The sequence below is a fragment of the Streptomyces sp. AK08-02 genome (genome assembly GCF_033795085.1).
GTDB classification, from domain to species: Bacteria; Actinomycetota; Actinomycetes; order Streptomycetales; family Streptomycetaceae; genus Streptomyces; species Streptomyces echiniscabiei.
This window is the reverse complement of sequence record NZ_JARAZV010000005.1, coordinates 205441-228878: the sequence shown is the minus strand read 5'-3', so window position 1 is coordinate 228878 and position 23438 is coordinate 205441. Positions and strand designations below refer to the sequence as shown.

Annotated in this window: 20 protein-coding genes, 2 tRNA genes and 1 pseudogene; 7 read left to right on the top strand and 16 right to left on the bottom strand. The window is 70.2% G+C overall.

The features are described from left to right. Positions 1 to 8 precede the first annotated feature (8 nt). The 5 genes from PV734_RS12010 to PV734_RS11990 all read right to left on the bottom strand — a co-directional run bounded on the left by PV734_RS12010 (position 9) and on the right by PV734_RS11990 (position 5362). Positions 9 to 1760, bottom strand: a complete 1752-nt coding sequence (locus tag PV734_RS12010) for a HAMP domain-containing sensor histidine kinase (protein WP_319289439.1) — start codon at positions 1758 to 1760, stop codon at positions 9 to 11. Positions 1761 to 1822: 62 nt separating this feature from the next. Continuing rightward, complete coding sequence (locus PV734_RS12005; RefSeq protein WP_044471956.1) at positions 1823 to 2560, bottom strand: response regulator transcription factor; 738 nt, start codon at positions 2558 to 2560, stop codon at positions 1823 to 1825. Positions 2561 to 2944: 384 nt separating this feature from the next. Next, positions 2945 to 3865, bottom strand: coding sequence for an amidohydrolase family protein (locus tag PV734_RS12000; RefSeq protein ID WP_319096555.1), 921 nt, complete (start codon positions 3863 to 3865; stop codon positions 2945 to 2947). A gap of 91 nt (positions 3866 to 3956) precedes the next feature. Beyond that, on the bottom strand, positions 3957 to 4844 hold the full coding sequence (locus PV734_RS11995) for a DUF2797 domain-containing protein (protein ID WP_319096558.1): 888 nt from the start codon (positions 4842 to 4844) through the stop codon (positions 3957 to 3959). A 137-nt stretch (positions 4845 to 4981) separates the two neighbouring features. Further along, positions 4982 to 5362 (bottom strand): HGxxPAAW family protein, encoded by a 381-nt coding sequence (locus PV734_RS11990; protein WP_319289438.1) that lies wholly within the window; start codon positions 5360 to 5362, stop codon positions 4982 to 4984. Positions 5363 to 5447: 85 nt separating this feature from the next. Between PV734_RS11990 and PV734_RS11985 the strand changes: the two genes are divergently transcribed. Then, the gene (locus PV734_RS11985) at positions 5448 to 5975 is read left to right on the top strand and encodes a helix-turn-helix domain-containing protein (RefSeq protein ID WP_319096560.1); all 528 of its coding nucleotides are present in this window, start codon (positions 5448 to 5450) and stop codon (positions 5973 to 5975) included. Here PV734_RS11985 and PV734_RS11980 read toward each other — a convergent pair. Beyond that, the gene (locus tag PV734_RS11980; RefSeq protein WP_319289437.1) at positions 5947 to 6474 is read right to left on the bottom strand and encodes an NUDIX hydrolase; all 528 of its coding nucleotides are present in this window, start codon (positions 6472 to 6474) and stop codon (positions 5947 to 5949) included. The two genes, PV734_RS11985 and PV734_RS11980, sit on opposite strands and share 29 nt — an antisense overlap. Before the next feature lie 460 nt (positions 6475 to 6934). On the opposite strand from PV734_RS11980, the gene PV734_RS11975 reads away from it, so the two are divergent. Beyond that, complete coding sequence (locus tag PV734_RS11975) at positions 6935 to 7918, top strand: tetratricopeptide repeat protein (RefSeq protein WP_319289436.1); 984 nt, start codon at positions 6935 to 6937, stop codon at positions 7916 to 7918. Between the two features lie 330 nt (positions 7919 to 8248). On the opposite strand, the gene PV734_RS11970 is transcribed toward PV734_RS11975, so the two are convergent. After that, positions 8249 to 8443, bottom strand: coding sequence for a hypothetical protein (locus PV734_RS11970; protein ID WP_319289435.1), 195 nt, complete (start codon positions 8441 to 8443; stop codon positions 8249 to 8251). A gap of 298 nt (positions 8444 to 8741) precedes the next feature. Between PV734_RS11970 and PV734_RS11965 the strand changes: the two genes are divergently transcribed. Next, on the top strand, positions 8742 to 9143 hold the full coding sequence (locus PV734_RS11965; protein WP_319096565.1) for a hypothetical protein: 402 nt from the start codon (positions 8742 to 8744) through the stop codon (positions 9141 to 9143). Here PV734_RS11965 and PV734_RS45800 read toward each other — a convergent pair. Next, positions 9112 to 9216, bottom strand: a pseudogene (locus PV734_RS45800) (IS5/IS1182 family transposase); the annotation flags it as partial. The gene PV734_RS11965 and the pseudogene PV734_RS45800 overlap by 32 nt on opposite strands. 178 nt (positions 9217 to 9394) lie before the next feature. On the opposite strand from PV734_RS45800, the gene PV734_RS11960 reads away from it, so the two are divergent. After that, complete coding sequence (locus PV734_RS11960; RefSeq protein ID WP_415924190.1) at positions 9395 to 10183, top strand: protein kinase; 789 nt, start codon at positions 9395 to 9397, stop codon at positions 10181 to 10183. A gap of 137 nt (positions 10184 to 10320) precedes the next feature. Here the strand turns inward: PV734_RS11960 and PV734_RS11955 are convergent. Continuing rightward, a tRNA-Arg gene (locus PV734_RS11955) sits at positions 10321 to 10393 on the bottom strand. A 173-nt stretch (positions 10394 to 10566) separates the two neighbouring features. Next, positions 10567 to 10657 (bottom strand) — tRNA-Ser (locus tag PV734_RS11950). 172 nt (positions 10658 to 10829) lie between these two features. Here PV734_RS11950 and PV734_RS11945 point away from each other — a divergent pair. Both PV734_RS11945 and PV734_RS11940 read left to right on the top strand, forming a co-directional pair. Continuing rightward, entirely contained in the window at positions 10830 to 11429 is a 600-nt protein-coding gene (locus PV734_RS11945) for an SSI family serine proteinase inhibitor (protein ID WP_319096567.1), read from the top strand. Between the two features lie 258 nt (positions 11430 to 11687). After that, positions 11688 to 16256, top strand: a complete 4569-nt coding sequence (locus PV734_RS11940; RefSeq protein WP_319289433.1) for a PAS domain-containing protein — start codon at positions 11688 to 11690, stop codon at positions 16254 to 16256. Between the two features lie 126 nt (positions 16257 to 16382). Here PV734_RS11940 and PV734_RS11935 read toward each other — a convergent pair whose 3' ends face one another. The 6 genes from PV734_RS11935 to PV734_RS11910 all read right to left on the bottom strand — a co-directional run bounded on the left by PV734_RS11935 (position 16383) and on the right by PV734_RS11910 (position 22061). Then, positions 16383 to 18059 (bottom strand): long-chain fatty acid--CoA ligase, encoded by a 1677-nt coding sequence (locus tag PV734_RS11935; protein ID WP_319096571.1) that lies wholly within the window; start codon positions 18057 to 18059, stop codon positions 16383 to 16385. Between the two features lie 157 nt (positions 18060 to 18216). After that, a complete protein-coding gene (locus PV734_RS11930; protein WP_319289432.1) occupies positions 18217 to 18789 on the bottom strand; it encodes a SigE family RNA polymerase sigma factor in 573 nt (190 codons plus the stop codon). Positions 18790 to 19025: 236 nt separating this feature from the next. Continuing rightward, the gene (locus tag PV734_RS11925) at positions 19026 to 20192 is read right to left on the bottom strand and encodes a lipid-transfer protein (protein WP_319096574.1); all 1167 of its coding nucleotides are present in this window, start codon (positions 20190 to 20192) and stop codon (positions 19026 to 19028) included. Next, entirely contained in the window at positions 20189 to 20593 is a 405-nt protein-coding gene (locus PV734_RS11920) for a MaoC family dehydratase (protein ID WP_319096575.1), read from the bottom strand. Before PV734_RS11920 ends, PV734_RS11925 begins: the two co-directional genes overlap by 4 nt. After that, positions 20590 to 21582 (bottom strand): bifunctional MaoC family dehydratase N-terminal/OB-fold nucleic acid binding domain-containing protein, encoded by a 993-nt coding sequence (locus PV734_RS11915; RefSeq protein ID WP_319289431.1) that lies wholly within the window; start codon positions 21580 to 21582, stop codon positions 20590 to 20592. Before PV734_RS11915 ends, PV734_RS11920 begins: the two co-directional genes overlap by 4 nt. Positions 21583 to 21755: 173 nt before the next feature. Beyond that, positions 21756 to 22061, bottom strand: a complete 306-nt coding sequence (locus tag PV734_RS11910) for a hypothetical protein (protein ID WP_319096578.1) — start codon at positions 22059 to 22061, stop codon at positions 21756 to 21758. Positions 22062 to 22465: 404 nt separating this feature from the next. Between PV734_RS11910 and PV734_RS11905 the strand changes: the two genes are divergently transcribed. Next, positions 22466 to 23338, top strand: a complete 873-nt coding sequence (locus tag PV734_RS11905) for a bifunctional DNA primase/polymerase (RefSeq protein WP_319096579.1) — start codon at positions 22466 to 22468, stop codon at positions 23336 to 23338. Positions 23339 to 23438: the final 100 nt, after the last annotated feature.

Here is a 23438-nt window from a genome sequence, read left to right as displayed (position 1 = left end):
GACTTTCGTCAGGCCCCCTGTTGCGCCCATGTGGTGGCACTGTGCTGTGCCTGTGAGTCCGATTGCCAGTTTGTTTCGGGTGCCATTTCGGGGGCGAGGGCCGGCAGGTGGACCGTGAAGACGGTCTGCCCGGGCACGCTGTCGACGGTCACCGCGCCGCCGTGCGCGGTCGCCACGGCCTGCACGATGGCGAGCCCGAGGCCTGTCGACCCGGTGTTGCGGGAGCGCGCGGAGTCGCCTCGCGCGAAGCGCTCGAACACATGCGGCAACAGGTCTGCCGGGATGCCCTGTCCGTCGTCCTGCACGTCCACACACAGCCACGGCCCGCGCCGCTGCACGCGCGCGGTGACGGTCGTCCCGGGCGGGGTGTGCGTACGGGCGTTGGCCAGCAGGTTCACCAGAACCTGCTGCAGCCGGGCCGCGTCCGCCGACACCAACGCGGGCTCGTCGGGCAGGTCGAGCCGCCAGTTGTGGTCCCGGCCGGCCGCGCGCGCGTCGCTGACGGTGTCCACGACGAGCGGTACGAGGTCGGTCTGGTCGAACTGCAACGGCCGGCCCGCGTCGAGGCGGGCGAGCAGGAGGAGATCCTCCACGAGCAGGGTCATACGGCCCGCCTCGGACTCGATCCGCCCAAGCGCGTGACGTGTGTCCGGCCCGGTCTCCTCACGTCCACGTCTCGTCAGCTCGGCGTAGCCGCGGATCGACGCCAGCGGCGTCCGCAGCTCATGACTGGCGTCCGCGACGAACTGGCGTACGCGCATCTCGCTCTGCTGGCGTGAGTGCAGGGCGCCGTGCACATGGTCGAGCATCCGGTTGAGGGCCGCGCCGACCTGGCCGACCTCGGTGTGCGGGTCGGTCTCGGATTCGGCGACGCGCTCGTTGAGGGTCACCTCGCCGGTGTGCAACGGGAGTTCGGAGACCCTGGTGGCGGTCGAGGCGACCTTGCGGAGCGGGCGCAGGGCCACACCGACGAGGACCGTCCCGGCGATACCGGCGGCGACGAGACCGGCGGCGGTGACGCTGACCTCCACGAGGATCAGGGTGTTGATGGTCGTGGTCACGGATTCGGTGGGCAGGGCGACGTAGTAGCTGCCCCGGTCACCGGTGACGTACTTGACGCGGTACTCCCCGAGCCCGGTGAGGGTGACGGTGTGCAGGCCGTCGCTGCGGGAGACGGACGCCAACTCGGCGCGCTGAGTCGCGCTCAGCTTGACGGCGAGCACCTCGCTGTCACTCGTACTGGTACTCGTCTGCATCTTGGAGACATACGCCTGGGTGACCCCGCCGTTCGCGTCGACGGCCGCGGCGATGGTGGACTCCTGCGTCCCGCCCTTCTCCATGAACTGCGTGAGCCGTTGCTCGACGGTCTGCGACCCGATGCCCGCACCGGAGACGGTGTTGTTCCCGGTGGAGGACGAAGAGGAAGAGGACGAAGAGGATGAAGAGGATGAAGAGTAGTTGCTGTTCGGCAGCCCGCCGGGCGGAGTGCCCTGCTTGCCGACACCCCCCGGGCCCTGCCCGGGCGGGGGACCGCCGACACGGTTCGCGGCCTCGCTGACCTGGCTGTTCAGCTGCGAGTCGAGGTGCTTTTCGAGCGCGATGGTCGTCACCGTGCCCATCACGGCGCACACCACCGCGATCAGCGAGACCGCCGAGACGACAAGCCGCGTACGGAGGGTCTTCGGCCTGCTCTTCCGCTGCGCCCTCTGCTCGGACCTGCCCAGCCTCCGCTGCCCGCCCGCTTTCCTGTTACTGCTCACCGTGCTGCCCTCCTACCGGGCTCAACCAAGTCTTCCGGAGCGGCACCACCAATGACATGGGGTCAGCCGGCGGGCTTGATCAGATATCCGGCGCCGCGCCGGGTGTGGATCATCGGCTCGCGCCCGGCGTCGATCTTCCGGCGCAGGTAGGAGATGTACAGCTCGACGACGTTCGCCTGGCCGCCGAAGTCGTACGACCACACACGGTCGAGTATCTGGGCCTTGCTGAGCACCCGCCGCGGGTTGCGCATCAGGAAGCGCAGCAGCTCGAACTCGGTCGCGGTGAGGTGGATACCGTCCCCGGCACGCGACACCTCGTGGCTGTCCTCGTCGAGGGTGAGATCACCGACGACCAGGACGGAGTCGGAACGCCGGTCGGCGGCACCGGAGCGCCGGATCAGACCGCGCAGCCGTGCCACGACCTCTTCGAGGCTGAACGGCTTGGTCACATAGTCGTCGCCACCGGCGGTGAGGCCCGCGATCCGGTCCTCGACGGCGTCCTTCGCCGTCAGGAACAGCACCGGCACCTCGGGCAGCTCGCGCCGCAGCCGGCCGAGAACGGTGAGGCCGTCCATGTCGGGCAGCATCATGTCGAGGACGACGGCGTCGGGCCGGAACTCGCGCGCGGTCTGCACCGCACCCGTTCCGTCACCCGCGCTGCGGATCTGCCAGCCTTCGTAACGGAGGGCCATGGACAGCAGCTCGGTGATCGACAGCTCGTCGTCCACCACAAGCACTCGGACGGGGCTCCCGTCCGGCCTCAGCAGTTCGGTGCGCCCCTGGGGCGAGGTCGTGGTCATAGCGGAAACCTTGTCGGTGTCCTCTGAGAGCAGGCTTTCTGGAACCTGTGATTTTCCTGAGAAACGCACAGGCGCCTCTCAGGGAAGCCCTGGGAACAGACACCCCGAAAGCCGGAGAGCCGGGGACCGGGACAACCCACCGGCGGGCACCAACCCCCGGGCCGAGCTGCACCTTCGCGCCCGACCGGACCATTCCGATCCCCCGGAGCGGCCACCGGAGAGCCCCGGAGACCACCGTCAGGCATCCTGTGCGCCCGCTGGGCGAACCGGGTCCGAAGTCACACACCACCATCCCGTACGTCCCATACGCCCGTTCCGTCACCGGCGACCGCCGTTTCTCACCCCGCCCTCACACCGATGTCAGCCCCTCCTCACCCTTGTCCGTCACAGCCCGAACAGCCGCGCCCCGTTGTCGTGACACACGGCCCGGAGCCAGTCGTCGCCGAGGCCGAGCCGCTCCAGGGCGTGCAGCTGGTGGACGTACGGATACGGAATGTTCGGGAAGTCCGAGCCGAACAGGATCCGGTCACCGAGATCCGCCAGCCGGGGGAGTTCGGGCCGGGGGAACGGGGCGAGCCGCTCCGCGAAGTCGGTGAACGCCATCGTCGTGTCCAGCCGCACCTCGTCGAACCGCTCGGCAAGGCCGAGGAAGTCCCCGTACTCGGGCATCCCCATGTGCGCGACGATCAGCCGCAGCCGCGGATGCCGGGCCAGCACGCGCCCGATCGGTTCGGGCCCGGTGTGCTTGCCGGGCGCCGGACCGGAGCCGCAGTGGATCACCACGGGCGTCCCGGCCTCGGCGAGCAGCCCCCAGGCGGGGTCGAGGAGTTCGTCGGCCGGGTCGTACGCCCCCACCTGCACATGCGCCTTGAAGACGCGCGCGCCGGACTCCACGGCCTCCCGGACATACGCCTCGACGCCCGGTTCGGGGAACAGCGTCGAGGTGTGCAGACAGTCGGGGGTACGGCTCGCGAAGTCAGCCGCCCACTGGTTGAGCCACTGGGCCATGCCGGCCTTGTGCGGGTAGAGCATGGCGGTGAAGGCCCGCACCCCGAACTCCCGGACCAGCGCGAGCCGTTCGTCCTCCTCCAGCCGGTAGGTGATCGGCCACTCGATGCCGCCGTTCATCGACCCGGCGGCGTCGAAGTAGGCCCAGACCTTGCGCAGCACCCGCTCGGGCATGAAGTGCGTGTGCACGTCGACAAGACCGGGCAACCCGAGCCGCACCCAGAACCGCCGAACCTCGGCGACCTCCCCACCGGCGGTAGCGTTTCCGTCCTCCGAGGCTGTGCTCGTGTCGTCCACCGCTTGCTTCCTCCCGCTCGAACGAACCCTCGCAGTACGGCCCCGACGACGCCCTATGACACCACCCGGCGTCACCACCTGCCGTCCGGGATCAGAACAACCCGTCCTGTACCCCCGCCGCCTCCTTCGCCACCTTGAACTCCCGCACAGGGACGGTGAGTCCACCGCTGCCTACCGGCACCAGCTCCCATCCGGTCATCAGCCTCGTATCCAGCACTACCACTCCCCGCCCGTCCTCGACCGCGAGATGCAGGTCAGGCCCGGCAGCCGCCACCAGCTCGCCCCCGACGACGCCTCCCGCCACCAACTCCCTCACCGCGCCCACGGCCGGCGCCGGCTCCGTCAGTCCGAATACCCCGACGTGGTCGACGACTTGGCAGGACGCCCGCTCCAGGGACTCGGGCCAGCCACCCAGCCCGCACGCCCGGGCGTGCAGTTCCTCGACCTCGACGGCCCGCTCCGCCGCCGATCCCGGCAGCGCGGCCCGCACCGCCCGCTTGTCGGCGTACGCAATCCGGTCCGGGACCTTGAGGGCGGCGCGCAGCAGCTCCTCCGTACGCCGGGCGGCCATCAGCGGGCCGACACCCAGCCAGCTGAAGGCGACGGCACCCTGCTCAAGCAGCCGCGCGGAGCCCCGCTCCAGCGCCGTGATGCCGACCTTGGTCATCCCGGGCCCGAACCACGCCAGATATACGTGATAGGGCCGTGGATCGTCCGCGATCGTGTCGGCGGCGACCGAGTGCGCCCGGTCCAGCCGCGCACACTCCTCGCAGCGCGCCCCCGTACTCCGCCCCGACACCTCCGCCCGTATCGGACAGGCGTTCCCCCGCGCTCCCACACATGTCCGTACGCCCCCTTCCGCGACCCCGAAGGCCACCCTCTTCCCCCAGGTCAGCGCGCTGTCGCGCCCCCCGCCCCACCGCAGCACGGGACCGCCTGCCGACCATCGCAGCCCCGAGCATCTCCACGCCTGTGCCATCCCTTGCGAGATTACGGGGTACCACTGACAACGCCCCTGGGAACAGGGAAACCGCAGGTCAGGAGCGCACGAGCCAGACACCGGCCCAGGCAGCGGACCGCTCGGCGGCCGACCCGGCGCTCCACCCGGTGGGCCACTCAGACCCGTTCCGGAACAACCTCCCCGGCCCCACCGGCAACGGCCGTACCACTCTCACCGCCCGCGACAACGGCACCGCCCGCACTCCGTGCCCGACCCGCAAACCGACACGAGACACACCCCGGATGCCCCGCCCGCGCCGAGCGGTCCCGCTCCCGCATCGGCCACTCACCGACCGGCCGCACACCAGGCGGTTTCCCCCACCCGGCGAGATGCAGCACCCAGGTGACCAGCACGGAGACCGCCACCACCACACCCCCGCCGCTCAACGCGAGGGCCGAGGTCGTACAGACCCCCCACCCGAGCACGCAGGTCCCGACCGTGGCGATCGCGGTACCGGTCCAGCCGGCGACAGTGTGGCCCTCGTCGTATGTGCTCACGTCCGTGCCTCCCCAGTAGAATGAGAATCCCTCACGTCGTAAGTAGTTTAGCTGCAAAACCTCTCACGAGCTAAGGCAATCCTCGATGCAAGGCACGCCCGACACCCCCGGCACAGCGGACAGCGGGCCCCGGCCGCCCGCGACCCCCGCCCAGATGCTCCAGGAGATGGACCACACCATCGCGACGCACCTGCTCAGCCAGCAGGAGATGGCACGTCGCCTCAACATGAACGTCACCGACATCACCTGCTTCGCCTTCGTCCTGGAAGCAGGCGAGGACCTGCTCACCGCCGGCGACCTGGCGGAGCGCGCCCACGTCACCACGGGCGCGGTCACCGGGATCCTCAACCGCCTCGAACGCGCGGGCTACATCACCCGCCGGCCCGACCCGAACGACCGCCGCCGGGTCCGCGTGGCCGCCGAACCGGCCGCGGTCGCTCGCGCTCATGCCCTCTACGGGCCCTACTACGCCCGCCTGGCCGCCCTCGTCGCCGACTACTCCCCCGACGAAGTAGCCGTACTGGCCGACTGGTTCACGCGCCAGGGCCGCCTGGCCCGGGAGTACATGGACGAGATCCGCGACCTCACCCCGCCTGCCACCCCGGCGGATTAGTCGCCGCATACCTGCGCAGAGCCTCAAGGCCATCGGGTACGAAGGTCAGCCGACGGGTCAGTTCCCCCAACTCGCCCTCGTCGACCCACCCGTGCCAACTGATCTCCGTCGGATCAGCGGTGATCTCCTCGGCGACGACGGCTTGGTGAACACCGAGCCAGTACGGGCTGATGGCCCCCCGACACAGGAACTTGAACACGAACCGCACGTCCGCCCTCACCCCCAACTCCTCGGTGAGCTCACGCGCGGCGGCCTCCTCCCAGCTCTCCCCGACATCGGCAGCGCCGCCGACCAGCCAGTCGTAGTGCCCCGGAAACCGGGGGTGCCCATCGGCCCGCCGATGCACCAGCACCCGCCCCGCCGCATCGCGGCACACGGTGGTGGCAACCCGATGCAGCCACCCGCGCCGAATGGCCTCGCCGCGCTCCACCACCCCGACGACCCGATCCCACTCGTCGACCCGCTCCACCAGCTCCACGCGCCCCACCGCATCGACCACGGGCCAACGGTGACACAGAGGAGGCCCGCCGGAAGAAGCCGGTCAAGAGGCCGACGCTACTTCGGCCGCCGCCAATCGGATGGACGACGCCCTTGGGTTGGGCGAGTCCGAGGAGAAATCTGACGGCGAGGAGACGCCGGACACGGATGGCTGATCGGGACGTCTGCCCGCGTTGGTGTCAGCGGTTGATGTCAAAGGCCCCCTGGGATTATCCCAGGGGGCCTTTGACCTGTGTGCACTCGGCAGGATTCGAACCTGCAACCTTCTGATCCGTAGGATCGGGCAGCTCGTTGGGAGGGTGGCCCACCTCCTCCCGGAGTGATCGCCGACGGTCGTGATCACCGGCCTCTGTGTGCGGTCGTTGCCGTCAGGGTTGCCGTCACTTCCGGATCACCGATGGCTGCACCGCCGTGCAAGTGGAAGGTTCCACAGAACCCTTGGCCACGGATATCCTCCGGCGATGTCGAATCAGTCAGTGACAGCGGGAGTCGCTCTCGCCGGTGTGATGGCGCACTGTGGCGGAAACCCGGTCGGTGCCGTGGAGTGTCTGGTGAAGGCGATAGCCTCCGCGCCGGCAGCCCCAGAGCCCTATGCGGCCCTCGCCGAGTTGTGGCAGGACCGGCGCTCGGAGCTGAAGGAGGGCCTCGAAGGGGACGGCTCCTTGAGCGCTGTGCTGGCGCAGGCGTACTTCCTGTTTCTCGACGGGGACATGGACAACGCGGTGATGGCCCTTGGCTCGGTCACGGGGGTGCGGCCCGCCGTGGCGTGGGGCATCGCTCCCTGGTTCGGCGATCCCCGGTTCCTCGAAGGGGTGAGTGCCGAGGCGTTGGCGGAGGCGTGTCTGCGGACGTTGGACTACGGCCACGACCTGAACACCGAAGAGATGCGGGAGCGGTTCGCTCCCTGGTTCCATGCCCTCGACGTGGTCTCCGAACGCAGCCCTGTACCGGAGTCGCTGGCTTCCATGGCCCGGCTGCCCCGTGCCTGCGGCTGCTACGAGCTGGCTTTCACCCTCTGCGACCGCGCCGATGCCGTCGATCGGGTCATGTGGACCGCGGTCGCACGAGCGAACACCTGGCGCGCGATGGGCGACCTGGACCAGACTGCGGCGGCCTTCGAACAGGCCCTGACCCTGGATGCCACCAACTGGTCCCTCTACCTGGACCTTGCCGACGTGCGTGCCTTGCAAGGCGACTTCGCCGCAGCAGTGGCCCTCGTCGAACAGGGCGTACAACACGAACCGCACGAAGCCTCCCTGCGCGCGGCAGGTGCCGCCTATCGCACGCGCCTGTCCGGCTCGTCCGACGAGCTGCGCGCCCTGATCGACCTCGCGCCCGGGCTCGCGAACACCTCCTACCGGGACCTACTGATCGACTACGCGTGCGCGGGGCCAGGACTGCCCCAGAGGCTCGTGGCCGAGGCCCGCTGCATCAGCGAGAACTGAACACGCGCTGCAGGACGCTCAAAGGCTGGTCTCAGTACGAAATTCGGCGAAGAGGCCCTGATCTCCCAGGGTCAAATCCGCAACCTCTGATCCGTAGCTCTCCGTGAATCGGTCCGTGTCGGCCATACCGGCTGCTTTACGCCCCGCACGAAGCCCTATCAGACCCAGATTGCAGATATATATCCATACCTGTGTCTAGATGCAGTTGATGCTTGTCGGACCTGTGTCAATTGATGCTTTCCAGTTCCTAGCCTCGATCGTTCATGAGGGTTGCGGCGATGCCAGCGAAGGAGAGGAAGTGTTCGGCCTTGCGCTCGTAGCGGGGAACCGTCATGGGAGCTTCCTGATCGCCCTCAGGCCGACCGAGTAAGCAAGGACCGCCACCGCGAAGCTGACGAACACCGCGACCGTGTGTGCGTGGCGTGGGGTCAACTGCGTCGTCATTTCAGGAGCCGGCGGGTTAGCGAAGAAGAAGCCGGTGGTGGCGGCCAGGATGGCTCCAGCCTTGTCCTTGGTCCACCGCACGTTCGGCTTGGAAGCACTTGGCACCAGATGGTTGTATCGGGCGCCGGTAGGCTGCGCAAGACCGACCCAACGCGCAGGAGCCCTACTCCTGGTCGCGAGAAACGTCAAGCAGGCCGCTGATGTCTGACATCACCGGCTGACACCAACAGCCACGAACAGCGGCGGTCAGCGCCGATCCCCGACGGCCGACTACCGGGGTCGTATCGGCGGGTGGCGCAGGTGATCAGACACCCATGATCGACCTGATAAGGATGGGGCCAGAGGTTCAAGTACGCGATCACCCGGGGGGATGCGGCGCATGACGGAGTACACGTGGCCGAACGGTGTGGGGGATCCGACGCCCGAGGACATACGACGGGCCTGGCCGGCAACCGTGACCGCGCTGCCAGTGGGCGCCGCCGTGACCGGCAAGGTCATCGGCCGACAGCCATTCGGCGTGTTCGTAAAGATCGACAGGGTGCCAGACGCGGTGGGCCTGGCGGAGATCTTCGGTTCACCTCCCGGAACCATCCCTCCCCCACTGGGGTTCGCTATCAGCGGGAGCGTGGTCGATCACGCTGAGCGCAACTTCCAAGTCAGGCTCAGACTCGATGACTGGGGAGACGAGCGCGAGCCCCTCCCGCTGGAGCCCAACGAGCGCCTTGTCGACCGCGAAGCCCCAAGAGGTCCTAACAAAGGCGTTGGACGTGGCGGTGGGTGATGAGGCAGGTGGCGAGGCCGAGGAAGGCTTCGTGGATGTCATCGCGGCGCTCCCATCGGATCCGCAGGCGGCGGTGAATCTCGCACAGTGCGACTCGGACTGCGGCCGACCGTACGGTCAGGCGTAGCAGACGACAACAGCGACGCGGCCGGCCCGAACCCGTGGTCGGCCGCGCCCGCCCGGAAGGACAAGGAGAAGCGACGTTGCCCGCCCCAACCCCTGAACTGCCGATCGTCGTGCTCGACGCACTCATGCCCACGACTCAGCGCATGGTCATCAACCGTCGGGGCTCCACGGTCTGGGAGGTGGAGAGTCACCGGGGCCACTACGCCGTGAAGATCGGCTATCCGATCGAGGCTACGGCCGACTGGCCTGCCCAGCCCTGGACCGCGCTCGCGCCCGCGCGCGAAGGTGCCGTTCTGCTTCGCCTCGGCGTCGAGGGCATCGCGTATGGCGAGTGGGAGCACGGCACGTGGAATTACCAGCCGTGGCACGAGGGACCGGACCTGTACCGGCTGTGGGAGCGCTGGCGTAGGAAAGGCTCGTCCATCACGCCGGATACCGGCGAGGCACTGGAATGCGCCCAGGCGCTGGCCGAACTCCACACCAAAGGCTGGGCACATGGCGATGTGCAACCCGCCCACTTCATCATCGGCCCGGAACGAACACACCTCATCGACCTCGCCCTTGCCCATGGCGGCCACGTACCCGAGGGCCACGACTTCCCCTTCCGCGGCTGCCTCGTCCACTACGAGGCACCGGAGATCGCACGCAGCGTCCTCGACACCGGAGAAGCCGAACCGACCCAGGAAGCCGACGTCTACGCACTCGGGGCCTCGCTGCTCATCTCCGCCACGGGCTGGCGGGCGGTCGAGTACCCGGACGACGCCCCGCGCCCCGTACAGAGGGAAGCAGTGGCGGGCGGCCGACGTCGGCCCGTGAAGGCACCCGGGGAGCTTGGGGACCTGATCGACGCGATGCTCAGCCACGCCCCCGAAGACCGACCCACCATCTACGAAGTGCGCGAGGAGCTGAGCTGAACCCCGAAACGGTGGCATGACCGGCAACCATGCTGACAAGCCTCGCGCGTCGAGGTCGGAAGGCTGTCGGATGCGTTGATGTAGTGCGTGTATGTCAAAGACCCCGCCGGTTCGCCCGGCGGGGCCTTTGACCTGTGTGCACTCGGCAGGATTCGAACCTGCAACCTTCTGATCCGTAGTCAGATGCTCTATCCGTTAAGCTACGAGTGCTTGTGTTTTCTGTTGTTTCTGCTCTTCCTTCCGGTGTTTTCGACCCGGTCGGCGTTGCGGGAACAACATTACATGACTGGCGGCGTGACGTGAAATCCGTTAGCCGCACCCTGCCTGACCTGCGAAAACGACCGAAGCCCCGGTCTGTGAGGACCAGGGCTTCGGATCAGGTGCGGAGGCGGAGGGATTTGAACCCTCGATGGGATGTAAGTCCCAAACCGCATTAGCAGTGCGGCGCCATAGACCGGACTAGGCGACGCCTCCAGCACAACCTCCCGCGCGAGCGCGAGTGGTGCGTGCAGATGATGACACAGACGAGCGCGGTGTCACCAATCGCCTCCCACGGTACTAGGCAGGTGGGGCGCAGGGCAAAGCCGTTGTGCGGTCGTCGGCCCGGGTCGCGCATCGTCCTTCGGGGTCAGGCGTTAGTCAGGTCATGTTCAAGGTCATCCCGCGCACTCCTCGCGCCCACGCCACGCACAGCCACGCCCCTCACACCCAGGTCCCCCATCTCTTTCTTCCTCCCGGCCGCACCCGTACCGGCGCTCTCCGCCGTCTCGTGTTCGCCGCCACCGCCGGCGTCTCCCTCGCCGCCGCCTCCTTCTCCGCCGCGCCCTCGGCCGCGTACGCCGACGCGGGCACCCAGACGCGCCCCCTCTCGCCCTTCGCGCCCCTCCTCTCCCCCCTGGGACTCGCTCCCCTGGGACGCGCCTCCGACCACCTCACCGTCACCGTTCACGGCACCGGTGGGCGTGGGGACGGGCGATTCGAGTTGGCCTGTCATCCCGGTGGCGGGAGTCATCCCGACGTCGAGGAGGCCTGCGGGTCGCTCGACCGGGGCACCCGATGGGGGAAGGATCCTTTCGCCCCCGTACCCCCCGACAGCGTCTGCACGATGATGTACGGGGGTCCGGCGACCGCTCATGTGACCGGAACGTGGGCCGGGCGTCCTGTCGATGCCACGTTCGACCGCAGCAACGGGTGCCAGATGGCCCGCTGGGACCGGCTCGTACCGCTGCTGCCCGATCTTCGGTGAGCCGCCCTGGCAGGACCCCGACCAGCGGAACAAGGCCTCCACGGGCCCTCACACCACCGTCACAGGAGCCCCGTAGCGCATAAGCGGTGTGGAAGGTGCCGTCACAGGGTCTCTGTCACTTCGTCGTGCGACCTCCCTCTCATCCGGCGTCGCGAGCGCAACCACTGCCCTTAGACTCCCTCGCGTGACACGTTGCGGGCCGGTAGGCAAGATGGCGTCCGCGGTAGGCAAGGTGCGGTAACAGGGAGGAAGCGTCTCGTGAGCAGCAGGCCATCCCGAGGCGCTGCTCGCCTCGCAGCCATACTCGACGCGCTGCCCGATGCGTTGGTGCTGGTCAACGCCAATGGGACCGTCGTCAACGCCAATACGATCGCCCTCGCGGCGTTCGAGACGCCGGGCACCGCCCTCGTCGGGCGCGGGCTGCTCGATCTGCTCCCGCAGTTCGACTCGCGGCTGATCCCCGGCACCATGCGGCGGCCCGATTCGATGGACCCGCACGGGCAGACCAAGCCGACCCGGATGATCGCCCGGCGGACGGACGGGACCGAGTTTCCCGTCGAGGTCACCAGTGCGAATCTCGAGAACGGCCAGCAGGCCTACGACAGCTACGGCTACACCAATGACGAGCTGCTCATGCTCGTCGTACGCGATCTGTCCGGCACCGTCGACACCGAGGCCGAACTCGCGCGTTCGCAACGTCAGACCGAGATGATCCTGCGCGCCGCGGCGGAAGGCGTCGTCGGGACGGACACCGAGGGACGGGTCGTTCTCGTCAATCCGGCCGCCGCTCAGATACTCGGTTACCGGGCCAGCGATCTCGGCGGGCGCGAGCTGCACACCCTCGTCCTGCACTCGCGTGCCGACGGTGAGCCCTTCCCTTACGGCGAGTCGCCGCTCGCCGACACCCTGCGGTCCGGGCGCAAGCACCGGGTGCGCGGGCAGGTGCTGTGGTCCAAGAGCGGGGACAAGGTCTCCGTCGATCTGACGACCGCGCCCGTCCGGGACGGCGACCAGCTCGTCGGCGCCGTGATGACCTTCACCGACCGTCGTCCGTACGACTCGCTCGCGGAGGAGAAGGACGCCGCCGACAAGCTCCACGAGGCGGAGCTGGAGCGGGTCGCCGAGGAGCACGCCTCCGAGCTCACCGCCCTGCGCCAGAAGCAGGTCGCCGAGATCGAGCAGTTGCGGGAGGAGCACGAGGAGGAACTCGCGGCCGGTGAGGACCGGTACGCGGCGCTCGCGGAGCGCGAGAAGGACCGGTACGAGGCGCTGGCCGGCCGGCAGGAGCAGCTGCTCGTCCTGCTGGGGCGTTCGCTGCGCGGGCCCCTCGACGAGCTGCGCCGCGAACTGGCCACCCTCGCCGCCGACGACGCCGGGCAGCTGTGGCCCGAGGCGAACCAGGTGCTGCACCATCTGTCGGCCGGTTACTCGCGCATCACCACATTGGTCGACAACGTCCTCGCCTACCAGCGGCTGGACACGGGCGTCGACTCCGTCACCCGTACGAAGGTGATGCTCGACGCGGTCGTCGCCGCAGGGGTCGACGGGGCCGTCGAGCTGATCGGGCCCGGGCGCGTCCAGTTCGCCGTGCACGCGCCGCCCATAGAGGCCGAGGTCGACCCGCAGCGTCTCGCCACCGCCCTCGCACACCTCGTCGCGGATGTCGCCGGTGTCGACGCGACCGGCAACTCGCCGGCGTCCGCAGGCGGTTATCTGGACAACACGGTGGTCGTGGCCGCCGCACAGCGCGGTGAGGTCGTACGGATCGAGGTGCGCGGGCCGTATCCCGGGGGAGACCCGGTGCACGAACCGATCGTGCGCGGGATCGTGCGCGCCCACGGCGGAGTGCTGCAGACGCACGAGGTGCCGGGCATGAGCGGCAGCGCGTACGTCCTTGAGGTGCCCATCGGGGGCGGGGCGGGCGCGGTCGTCGCCGAGGCCGTGGACCCGCGGGTGGGCGTCGGCGCCGAACTGGCCCTGCCCGAGCAGGAACCGGCCGCCGGTGACAGCAACGGCGACGGTGGTGGCGGTGTCAGCGGGCGGCGCCGGGCGCGCCGGTCCTCCGTGGACGCCTTCCTGGAGGCCGATCTCCCGGAGGGTGTCACCGAGGCCGACGCGGAGCCCGGTGACTCAGGTGACGAGGTGGTCGTGCCCACCGGGCGGCGCCGGAGGCGTGCGGCCGAGGAGGCCGCCGTCGCCGCCGCTGCCGCGTCCCAGCCCAACTCACAAGCGCAGGCTCAGGCGCACCCCCAGGCGCGCCCCCAGGCGCAGCCCTCGGGCGACGGGGACGGCGGTACGGGGCGTCGGCGTGGTCGGCCCAGCCCCGCCGACGCGGGCGACGCGAACGGGGGCGGTGTCTCCACCGGCGCCGTCGTCATGGCGGGCGAGCACGGCGCGGGCACCGCTGCCGTGGGCTCCGGCCTGGGCGGGACGGTGCCGCCCCAGGGCGTGCCCGGCGCTCCGGCGCGGCGCGGCGGGGGCGAGCAGCACGCGTTGCCGCCCGCCCTGCCCGCGGCACCCTCCGGGGCCACCGGTGCGGAGGGCGCTGCCGACGAGGGCGCGGACGGGCAGCCGACCGGGCGTCGGCGCCGGGCTCTGGCGGCGGCTGCCGAGCGCGGGAACGCGCAGGAGGCGGGCCCACGTCCGGTGTTCGCGCTGCCTCCGGCCGAGGCCGACCGGACGGACGAGGGCGCCCCCGCGGTACCCGGCGGACTGGCCGGGCCGGTAAGCGACCGGTTCGACGACGGTGGCCGTCATGACGGGCTCACACACGATGCCGACGACGACCACACCCCGCCGCAGCCTCATCCCACTTCCGCCCCGACCGGTCGCCGCCGTGCGCGCCAGGCCCCGGAGCAGCCGGGAGCCGTGCCTCCGGGCGGGATTCCCGGCCAGATGGCTCCCGTGCCGGCGACTCCGGTTCAGGCCCCCGGTGTTCCGCAGGGCGGCGTTCCGGCGCAGGGCCAAGGTCAGAGTCAGGTGATGCCCGGACAGGTCATGCCCGGCCAGGTCATGCCCGGGCAGGCGGTTCCGGCGGCGCAGGCCGCCCAAGTCGCCCAGGCCATGGCCGGACAGGCGGTTCCCGCCCAGGGACTTCCGGCGCAGTCGGCGCTCGGGCAGCCGGTCGCGCAGCCCGTCCCCGGTCAGCCGGTCCCCGGTCAGGCCGTTCCGGCGCAGGGCGTCCAGGGGCAGCAGGTTCCCCAACAGGTAGCTCAGCAAGTCCCCCAGGGCGTCGCCCAGGCCGTTCCTCAGGGTGCTCCCCAGCAGGTTCCGGCGCAGGGTACGGCGCCCCAGCCGGCCCTCGCCCAGGGTCTTGCCCCGGGCCAGGCGATCCCGGCCCAGGCCGCTCCCGTCGGCCAGCCCCAGCCCCAGCAGCAGCCCCAGCAGCAGCAGCCCCAGCCGTGGCCCCCGGCCGACGACGACACCCCGGACGCCGGGACCGCCGCCCAGGCGGCAGGCGCCCTCCTTCCTCCCGAGCGGGCCGTGCAGCCCCGGCCAGGACAGGCGCTGCCCGCCGAGGCCGCTTCGCCGGTCGACCCGAACTCGACGCAGGGTCGGGCGATCAGCGTGCGGACGCTCGGGCAGGGAGTGGCGTTCAGCCGGCAGGCGACGCAGGTCCAGACGCCGGGCCAGCCGCAGACCGCGACGCCCCCGCACGGCACCAACGGCTCGAACGGCTCCGGTCGTCGCCGCAAGCTCGGTACCCGCCCCGAGCCCGCCGGTCAGCCCGAGTCGGCTGCTCGTCCGCACCCGCAGTCGGGCCAGACCGCGCCCGCCACGCCCCCGGCGGTACAGGTCGCGCCCGCCGCACCGGCCCCGGCCCAGCCCTCGCCGGCCGGTCAGGCGCCTGTGCCGGGTCAGCCGTCCCTCGCCGGGCAGGTACCGCTCGCTCAGACGCCGTTGCCCGCGCAGCCCTCGCTCGCCGGGCAGACCCAGCTCGCGCCGGGCGCTCCGCGTCTCCCCGGGTTCACCGAGGGGGCCGGCCGCTCGTACGCCATAGGGGCACCGGACGAGAACGCCGCCGAAGGGCCCGAGCCGCTCGACGGTCCCGGCGGAGCCGTCGAGGTCTCCGACCAGCCGCAGCCCCGGCCCATGGACGACGAGCTGCCGCCGGAGCCGCTGGACAATCCGCGCAGGCTGCTGGTGTGGCCCGCGCCGGACGTCACGACGCAGCAGGCGCTCAGCGACCGCGGATACCGGCCCGTCATCGTGCACTCGCGCGAGGAGGTCAACGCGCAGATCGCGGCCTTCCCGGCGGCACTGTTCGTCGATCCGCTGACCGGGCCCATCACCCGAACCGCTCTCCAGTCGCTGCGCCAGGCCGCCGTGGCCGCTGAGGTGCCGGTCCTGGTCACGGCCGGTCTCGGACAGGCGACGCGTGAGGCGGCGTACGGTGCCGATCCCGCCGTACTCCTCAAGGCGCTCGCCCCGCGTGACAGTGAGCAGCATCCGCCGCGGGTGCTGCTCATCGAGGAGCACGCGGAGATCGCGCTCGCGCTGACGGCGACGCTGGAGCGGCGCGGGATGCAGGTCGCGCGGGCCGCCAGTGACGCCGACGCGGTCACTCTGGCCTCGCAGTTGCGGCCGAACCTGGTGGTCATGGACCTGCTGCAGGTGAAGCGCCGCAGGGCCGGAATCGTGGACTGGCTGCGGGCTAACGGGCAGTTGAACCGCACCCCGCTGGTCGTCTACACGGCCGCCGTCGACCAGGCCGACCTGCCGAGGCTCGCCTCGGGCGAGACGGTGCTGTTCCTCGCCGAACGGTCCACCAGCACCGAGGTGCAGGACCGGATCGTCGACCTGCTCGCCCGTATCGGCACCAATTAGCGGTTAACGGTACTGACCAAAGGCGCTGATCGTCATATTTCGTACGGGGGTTGGGCAGTGTTTCACGTGAAACACTGCCCAACCCCCGTACGCCGTCCGGCCCCGGTCGAGGCCGACGGGCGGGCGTCAGAGCTTGGTGACGTCCAGCTCACCCTCCGCGTACTGCTTGCGGAGGACCTTCTTGTCGAACTTGCCGACGCTCGTCTTCGGGACCGACCCGATGATCGTCCAGCGCTCCGGGAGCTGCCACTTGGCGATCTTGCCCTCGTCGGCGAGGAAGGCGCGCAGTGACGCGAAGTCGGCGGTGGAACCCTCCGACAGCACGACGGTGGCCAGCGGGCGCTCGCCCCACTTGTCGTCGGGGACGGCCACGACAGCCGCCTCCATGACGTCAGGGTGGGCCATGAGGGCGTTCTCCAGGTCGACGGACGAGATCCACTCGCCGCCGGACTTGATGACGTCCTTGGCGCGGTCGGTGAGCGTCAGGAAGCCGTCGGGGCTGATGGTGCCCACGTCGCCCGTCTTGAGCCAGCCGTCCTCGCTGAACTTGTCGGCGGGGCGCAGGGGTTCGCCGTCGGGGCCGTTGTAGTAGGAGCCCGCGATCCACGGGCCGCGTACCTCCAGCTCGCCGGCCGATTCGCCGTCCCAGGGGAGCCGTTCGCCACCGGGGCCGCTCAGCCGGGCCTCGACGCTCGTCGGGAAGCGGCCCTGCGTGAGGCGGTACGCGAACTCCTCGTCCGTACCCACCACACGGGCGGGCGGCCGGGCGATCGTGCCGAGCGGGGAGGTCTCCGTCATGCCCCAGGCGTGGCAGACGCGCATGCCCAGCTTGTCGAAGGCGGCCATGAGCGAGGGCGGGCAGGCGGCGCCGCCGATGGTGACCTGGGTGAGGGACGAGACATCCCGGGGGTTCGCGGTGAGCTCCAGAAGGAGGCCCTGCCAGATGGTGGGGACCGCGGCGGCGTGCGTCGGCCGGATCTTCTCGATCATCTCGGCGAGCGGGGCGGGCTGCAGGAACCGGTCCGGCATCAGCATGTTGACGCCGGTCATGAAGGTCGCGTGGGGCAGTCCCCAGGCGTTGACGTGGAACTGGGGGACCACGATGAGGGAGGTGTCCTGGTCGGTCAGACCCATGGACTGCGCCATGTTGACCTGCATGGAGTGCAGGTAGATGGAGCGGTGGCTGTACACCACGCCCTTGGGATCGCCGGTCGTCCCGGAGGTGTAGCACATGGCCGCGGCCGTACGTTCGTCCAGCTCGGGCCAGTCGTAGGCGGTCGGCTTCCCGGCGATGAGGTCCTCGTACTCGTGCACGCGCGCGTGGGACCCGGCGAGGGCGGAACGGTCACCGGGGCCCGAGACCACGACGTGCTCGACCGTCTTGAGGTGCGGGAGCAGCGGGGCGAGCAGCGGCAGCAGGGAGCCGTCCGCGATGACCACCTTGTCGGCGGCGTGGTTGACGATCCAGGCCAACTGCTCAGGGGGCAGTCGCAGGTTGAGGGTGTGCAGGATCGCGCCCATGGAGGGGATCGCGAAGTAGGCCTCGACATGCTCGGGGTGGTTCCACATGAGGGTGGCCACACGGTCGTCGCCGGTGACTCCGAGGTCGTCGCGCAGGGCGTGTGCGAGCTGTGCCGTGCGGGCCCCGATCTCGGCGAAGGAGCGGCGTCGCGGCTCGGCCTCGCCGGTCCAGGAGATGACCTGCGAGTCGCCGTGGATCGTCGACCCATGGGTCAGGATCCTTGAGATCAGCAGCGGTACGTCCTGCATGGTGCTCAGCACGGCGTCCTCCCGGGGCTTCATTGCCTACTCGGTGGTAAAGGTTGTGCTGATTCTGCGCACATACCGAGCGGTACGTCACTAGGAGAGAGTGATCGATCAGATCACGTCCTGCCTCGGGAACTACCGGCGATCACCAGAGGTTCCCACTCGGGAACCAACGGGCGGAACTGAAGCGGAACTAACGGGCGAGAACCAGCTCGGGGTCCTCGCGCAGCTTGCCCAGCGCCCGTGAGACGGCCGACTTGACCGTGCCGACGGAAACCCCGAGCACCTCGGCCGTCTGGACCTCGCTCAGATCCTCGTAGTACCGCAGGACCACCATCGCGCGCTGACGCGCCGGCAGTTTCATGATCGCGCGCCACATCGCGTCGTGGAGCACCTGGTGGTCGGCCGGATCGCCGACCGGCGTCCCCTCGGGCTCGGGCAGCTCGTCGCAGACGAACTCGTCGACCTTCCGCTTCCGCCACTGCGACGTCCGCGTGTTCAGCAGCGCCCGGCGGACATAGCCGTCCAGCGCGCGGTGGTCCTCGATGCGCTCCCACGCGACGTACGTCTTGGTGAGCGCGGTCTGCAGCAGGTCCTCCGCGTCGCTCGGGTTCGCCGTGAGCGACCGGGCGGTGCGCAGCAGCACCGGGCGGCGGGCCTTCACGTACGACGAGAACGACGGGTACGAGGTGTACGACGCGAACGACATGGTCTGCGTCGCCGGCGTAGCCGCGTTCGAAGCGCTGGTGCAGACGAGTGTGGTCATGGCTCTACGCTAGGTTCGCCCCCTACTCGGGCGGATCGGCCGCAGGTCCCGAAGCCGCGTCCGCCTCAGGTTGTAGGAGGGGGGCTGTCTCCACCTCCTGAAGGTGGAGGCCGGGTACGGGGCTATGAGGGTTCACCCCTGAGGGGTGGTACGACGGTATTACGGAGGCTGCTCCTCCAGTAGGAGTCCGGCAGGAGGCCCGGCCCCGGCCCCGGCGGCGGACCGGACGGTCGCGCTCATCCGGCGGTCGCCAGCACCAGCCCCGAGGTCGGAACCCCGGTACCCGCCGTGACCAGCGCTCTTTCCGCGCCCGGCACCTGGTTCACGGAGGTCCCGCGGAGCTGTCGTACCGCCTCCGCGATGCCGTTCATACCGTGCAGGTACGCCTCCCCGAGTTGACCCCCGTGCGTGTTCAGGGGCAGCCCCTCGGCCGCGACGAAATCCGCCGCCTCGCCCGGCGCGCAGAAGCCGAACTCCTCCAGCTGCATCAGCACGAACGGCGTGAAGTGGTCGTAGATGATGGCGACGTCGATGTCGGCCGGGCCCACCCCGGCGGTCCGCCACAGCTGGCGCGCCACCACGCCCATCTCGGGGAGCCCGGTGAGGTCGTCGCGGTAGAAGCTGGTCATCTGCTCCTGCGCGCGCCCCGCGCCCTGGGCCGCCGCCGCGACGACGACGGGCCGGCGCCGCAGTTCGCGCGCCCGTTCGACGGAGGTGACGACGACAGCCTGGCCGCCGTCCGTCTCCTGGCAGCAGTCCAGCAGCCGCAGCGGCTCGGCGATCCAGCGCGAGGCGGCGTGGTCGGCGAGGGTGATGGGCCGGCCGTGGAACCAGGCGGCCGGATTGGTCGCCGCGTACTTCCGGCCACGGACGGCGACCTGCCCGAACGCCTCCGGAGACAGTCCGTACGCGTGCAGGTAGCGCTGCGCCGCCATAGCCACCCAGGACGCGGGTGTGAGCAGCCCGAACGGCAGCGACCAGCCGAGCGCCACCCCCTCGGCCGACGGCTCCCGCCGCTGCACCCCCGACCCGAAGCGCCTGCCCGACCGTTCGTTGAAGGCCCGGTAGCAGACGACGACCTCCGCCACCCCGGCCGCGACGGCGAGCGCGGCCTGCTGCACGGTCGCACAGGCGGCGCCCCCGCCGTAGTGGACCCGGGAGAAGAAGGACAGCTCCCCGATCCCGGCGGCCTGCGCGACGGTGATCTCCGGGCTGGTGTCCATCGTGAACGTGACCATGCCGTCCACGTCGGCGGGCGTCAGCCCGGCGTCGTCGAGCGCGGCCCGCACCGCCTCCACGGCCAGTCGCAGCTCGCTGCGTCCCGAGTCCTTGGAGAACTCGGTGGCCCCGATACCGACGATGGCCGTACGGCCGCCGAGGTCGTCGCGCGCGTGCAGGGTCACTGGGTGCCTTCCGAGGCCGAGGGAGGTAGGGAGACGGTCACCGTGCCGGACACATGGCGGCCGATCCCGTTCGCTCCGAGGACGCGTACGACGGCTGTGTCCCCGTCGACGTCCTCGATCCGGCCGGTCAACACCATGGTGTCGCCCGGGTAGTTGGGGGCGCCGAGGCGGATGGCGACCTTGCGCAGGACGGCGGTGGGCCCGAAGCAGTCGGTGATGTACCGCCCCACCAGGCCGTTCGTGGTGAGGATGTTCATGAAGATGTCGGGGGACCCCTTGGCCCGCGCCGACTCGGCGTCGTGGTGCACGTCCTGGAAGTCGCGGGACGCGATCGCCCCGGCGACGATCAGCGTGCGCGTGACCGCGATCTCCAGCGGCGGCAACTCGTCCCCGGCCCTCATCCGCCCACCTCCGCCGGCAGGTCGCCCCGGAACACCGGAAGCTCCGGCTGCCCCTCCTCGTACCGTACGAACTCCAGCCGCACCGGCATCCCGATCCGCACCTTGTCGTACGGCACGCCCACCACGTTGCTGACGATCCGCACGCCCTCCGCGAGTTCGATCAGCCCGACCGCGTAGGGCGGGTCGAAGGCCGGGAACGGTGGATGGTGCAGGACCACGTACGAGAAGACGGTGCCCTCGCCGGACGCCTCGACGGTGTCCCACTCACCGTGGCCGCAGGCGTTGCACCCCGGTAGCCAGGGGAAACGGAGGGTACGGCAGCCGAGACAGCGCTGAATGAGGAGCCGGCGCCGGTCGACCCCGTCCCAGAATCCGGCGTTGTCACGGTTGATGACGGGCCGGGGGCGCGTGGCCGCCGGTTTCCGCCCCTCAGGTGACTCGGCCGACTCGGGGGCGCGCGAGGGGGCGTAGGCGCGGACCGGCGCGTACTTGAGGATCCGGAAGCGATGGGTGCCCACCGGCTCACCGTCCACTCGTACATCCGTCCGGGTCGTGACGAAGTACCCGGTGCCCAGCTTGGTGGTCTTGGGCCCGGAGACCGACTCGACGACCGAGTCGAAGGCGACCAGGTCCCCCGGCCGCAGGGGCCGCAGATACTCCTGCTCGCAGTCGGTGGCGACGACCGAGGTGCAGCCCGCGCCGTCCAGGAGGTCGAGCAGTTCCTCGTACGCGGCCGAGCGGCCCGGATTCCCGGAGAGGCCGCCCATGGTCCACACCTGGAGCATGGCGGGCGGCGCGACGGCGTCCGGCCCGGAGTACGCCGCACTGCTGTCGCCCAGCGCCTCGCACCAGTGGCGGATCATCGGCTCGTTGACGGGGTCCTTGCCGACACCGCCGACGACGGCGGGGCGCCCTTCGAACGCGGCGAGGAGCGGGGCGAGTTGATCGCCTGACGGAGGGCTGGGGGGACGTCCGGGTAGGTGACTCACGGTTTCTGACTGTCCGTCAGATACGGGAGGGTGTCAAGGGTCCGAAAACGCCTGCGCGGCGACACGATGTACCGAAGTACGTGCCGCCGCGCAGACGCTCTACCACCCCATGAAGCGCTCCCCACCAGGGAGTTCAGGACCGTCGGGGACCCACACCCCCACCGGCCCACGGCTCACCAGAGGTTGGTGAAGTTGACGACGGCGTTGGACTGGTGGACGGCCGTGAACGCCGAGCCGTTGACCTGCGCGGTGTTGTTCTGGTTCGAGGCGCCCGAGCCGACCGCCTGCTGCTGCGAGGTGGACGAGTTGCCGCTGTTGTTCCCGCCCACGCCACTGCCGACGATGCCGGCGACGGCCGCGTTCGATCCGTCGTTCGCGAAGGCCCCGTTGTCCGCCGCGGCCACACCGCTGAAGAGCGCGGCGGCGAGGGGCAGAGCCGAAACAGCGGCGAGAACGCGAGCGGTACGGATGCTTGCCATGTCTTTCCTCCAGAACATGTACGCCCCGGCTCCAGTGCCGGACCGTACGAAGTACGTGTGATGCGTGAACTGCTCCTGCTACCAGGGAAGTTGGCCATCCGCCCCGGTGTTGTCCCGCCGCTGTGCACTGCGTCGCGAGATCAGAATTGCCCACCGAATCCCCGGCGAACCACCCCGGAACCGCTTATTCCCTCTGAAGCGTGATGACAAGTCGATAAACCCCCTTCGGATCATGGAATTCGCAGGTCAGGACAACAGGACCGATTCGCGCCAAGTCACCACGCGAGACACCAAGCGGCACAAGGGCCGAAGCGATCCCGCACATTTCCGGCCATTCCTCCGACAGGGTCCGGACAGGGAGCCACACCCTTCCCTTTTTCGAACATCAGTACGAACATAGAAGTATGGCCACCACAGACCGGCAGGCCACAACGCTGGCCCTCGCACACGCCCTGTCAGCCGCCGAACGCGGCCTGGCCGTCATCCCCCTGTCCCGGACGAAGCTCCCGGCCCTCCGCTCCCCCCACCGCGACGACCCGGCCCCGATTTCCTGCCACGGCGAGTGCGGAAGCGCGGGCCACGGCGTGTACGACGCCACGACCGACCCGTCCCGCATCCGCGAACTCTTCGCCGCCGCCCCCTGGGCCACCGGCTACGGCATCGCCTGCGGCCTGCCCCCGCACCACCTCATCGGCATCGACCTGGACACCAAGTCGGGCACGGACTCCTCCGCGGCCCTGCGCGAACTGGCCCTGCGCCACCTGTTCACGATCCCCGAGACGGTGGTCGTCCTGACCCCGTCCGGTGGCCGCCACCTCTGGCTGACCGGCCCCCCGGACGCCACGGTCCCCAACTCGGCGAGCAGGCTCGCCCCCGGTATCGACATCAGAGGAGCCGGCGGCTACCTCGTCGGCCCCGGCTCCCGCACCGAACACGGCGTCTACGGCACCGCCCCCGGCACAGCCCACCTGACCCCGGCACCCTGCCCACCGTCCCTCCTGCGCCTCCTCCTCCCGCCGCCGCCCCGCACACCCCACTCCACGCCGGTGCCCGCGTCGGGCGAACACGGCCAGGGCCTGGTCCAGTTCGTCCTCGCGGCCCACGAGGGCCAGCGCAACACCCGCCTCTTCTGGGCGGCCTGCCGCGCCTACGAGAACGGCATCGGCCCCGCCCTGCTGGCCCCCTTGGTCGAAGCGGCCGTACAGACGGGACTGACGGAACGGGAGGCACGGGCGACGGTGGCTTCGGCGGAGCGGATGACGGGGCGTCGGGGATGAGGTGACGCATGCGCACGTATCGCCCTACTGAGGTACGACTTCGTCAAACAAGGCCAAAAGGCGCCCTGTCTGAACGGTGTACCGGGCACTCACACTCGCG

Excerpts from the sequence above, each read along its gene's own strand:
- PV734_RS11945 (WP_319096567.1), top strand. The coding sequence starts at position 10,830 with ATGTTCAAGGTCATCCCGCGCACTCCTCGCGCCCACGCCACGCACAGC.
- PV734_RS11975 (WP_319289436.1), top strand. The coding sequence starts at position 6,935 with ATGTCGAATCAGTCAGTGACAGCGGGAGTCGCTCTCGCCGGTGTGATG.
- PV734_RS11920 (WP_319096575.1), bottom strand. The coding sequence starts at position 20,593 with ATGAGGGCCGGGGACGAGTTGCCGCCGCTGGAGATCGCGGTCACGCGC.
- PV734_RS11910 (WP_319096578.1), bottom strand. The coding sequence starts at position 22,061 with ATGGCAAGCATCCGTACCGCTCGCGTTCTCGCCGCTGTTTCGGCTCTG.
- PV734_RS11930 (WP_319289432.1), bottom strand. The coding sequence starts at position 18,789 with ATGACCACACTCGTCTGCACCAGCGCTTCGAACGCGGCTACGCCGGCG.
- PV734_RS11985 (WP_319096560.1), top strand. The coding sequence starts at position 5,448 with ATGCAAGGCACGCCCGACACCCCCGGCACAGCGGACAGCGGGCCCCGG.
- PV734_RS11905 (WP_319096579.1), top strand. The coding sequence starts at position 22,466 with ATGGCCACCACAGACCGGCAGGCCACAACGCTGGCCCTCGCACACGCC.
- PV734_RS11965 (WP_319096565.1), top strand. The coding sequence starts at position 8,742 with ATGACGGAGTACACGTGGCCGAACGGTGTGGGGGATCCGACGCCCGAG.
- PV734_RS11995 (WP_319096558.1), bottom strand. The coding sequence starts at position 4,844 with ATGGCACAGGCGTGGAGATGCTCGGGGCTGCGATGGTCGGCAGGCGGT.
- PV734_RS11935 (WP_319096571.1), bottom strand. The coding sequence starts at position 18,059 with ATGAAGCCCCGGGAGGACGCCGTGCTGAGCACCATGCAGGACGTACCG.
- PV734_RS12005 (WP_044471956.1), bottom strand. The coding sequence starts at position 2,560 with ATGACCACGACCTCGCCCCAGGGGCGCACCGAACTGCTGAGGCCGGAC.
- PV734_RS11960 (WP_415924190.1), top strand. The coding sequence starts at position 9,395 with ATGCCCACGACTCAGCGCATGGTCATCAACCGTCGGGGCTCCACGGTC.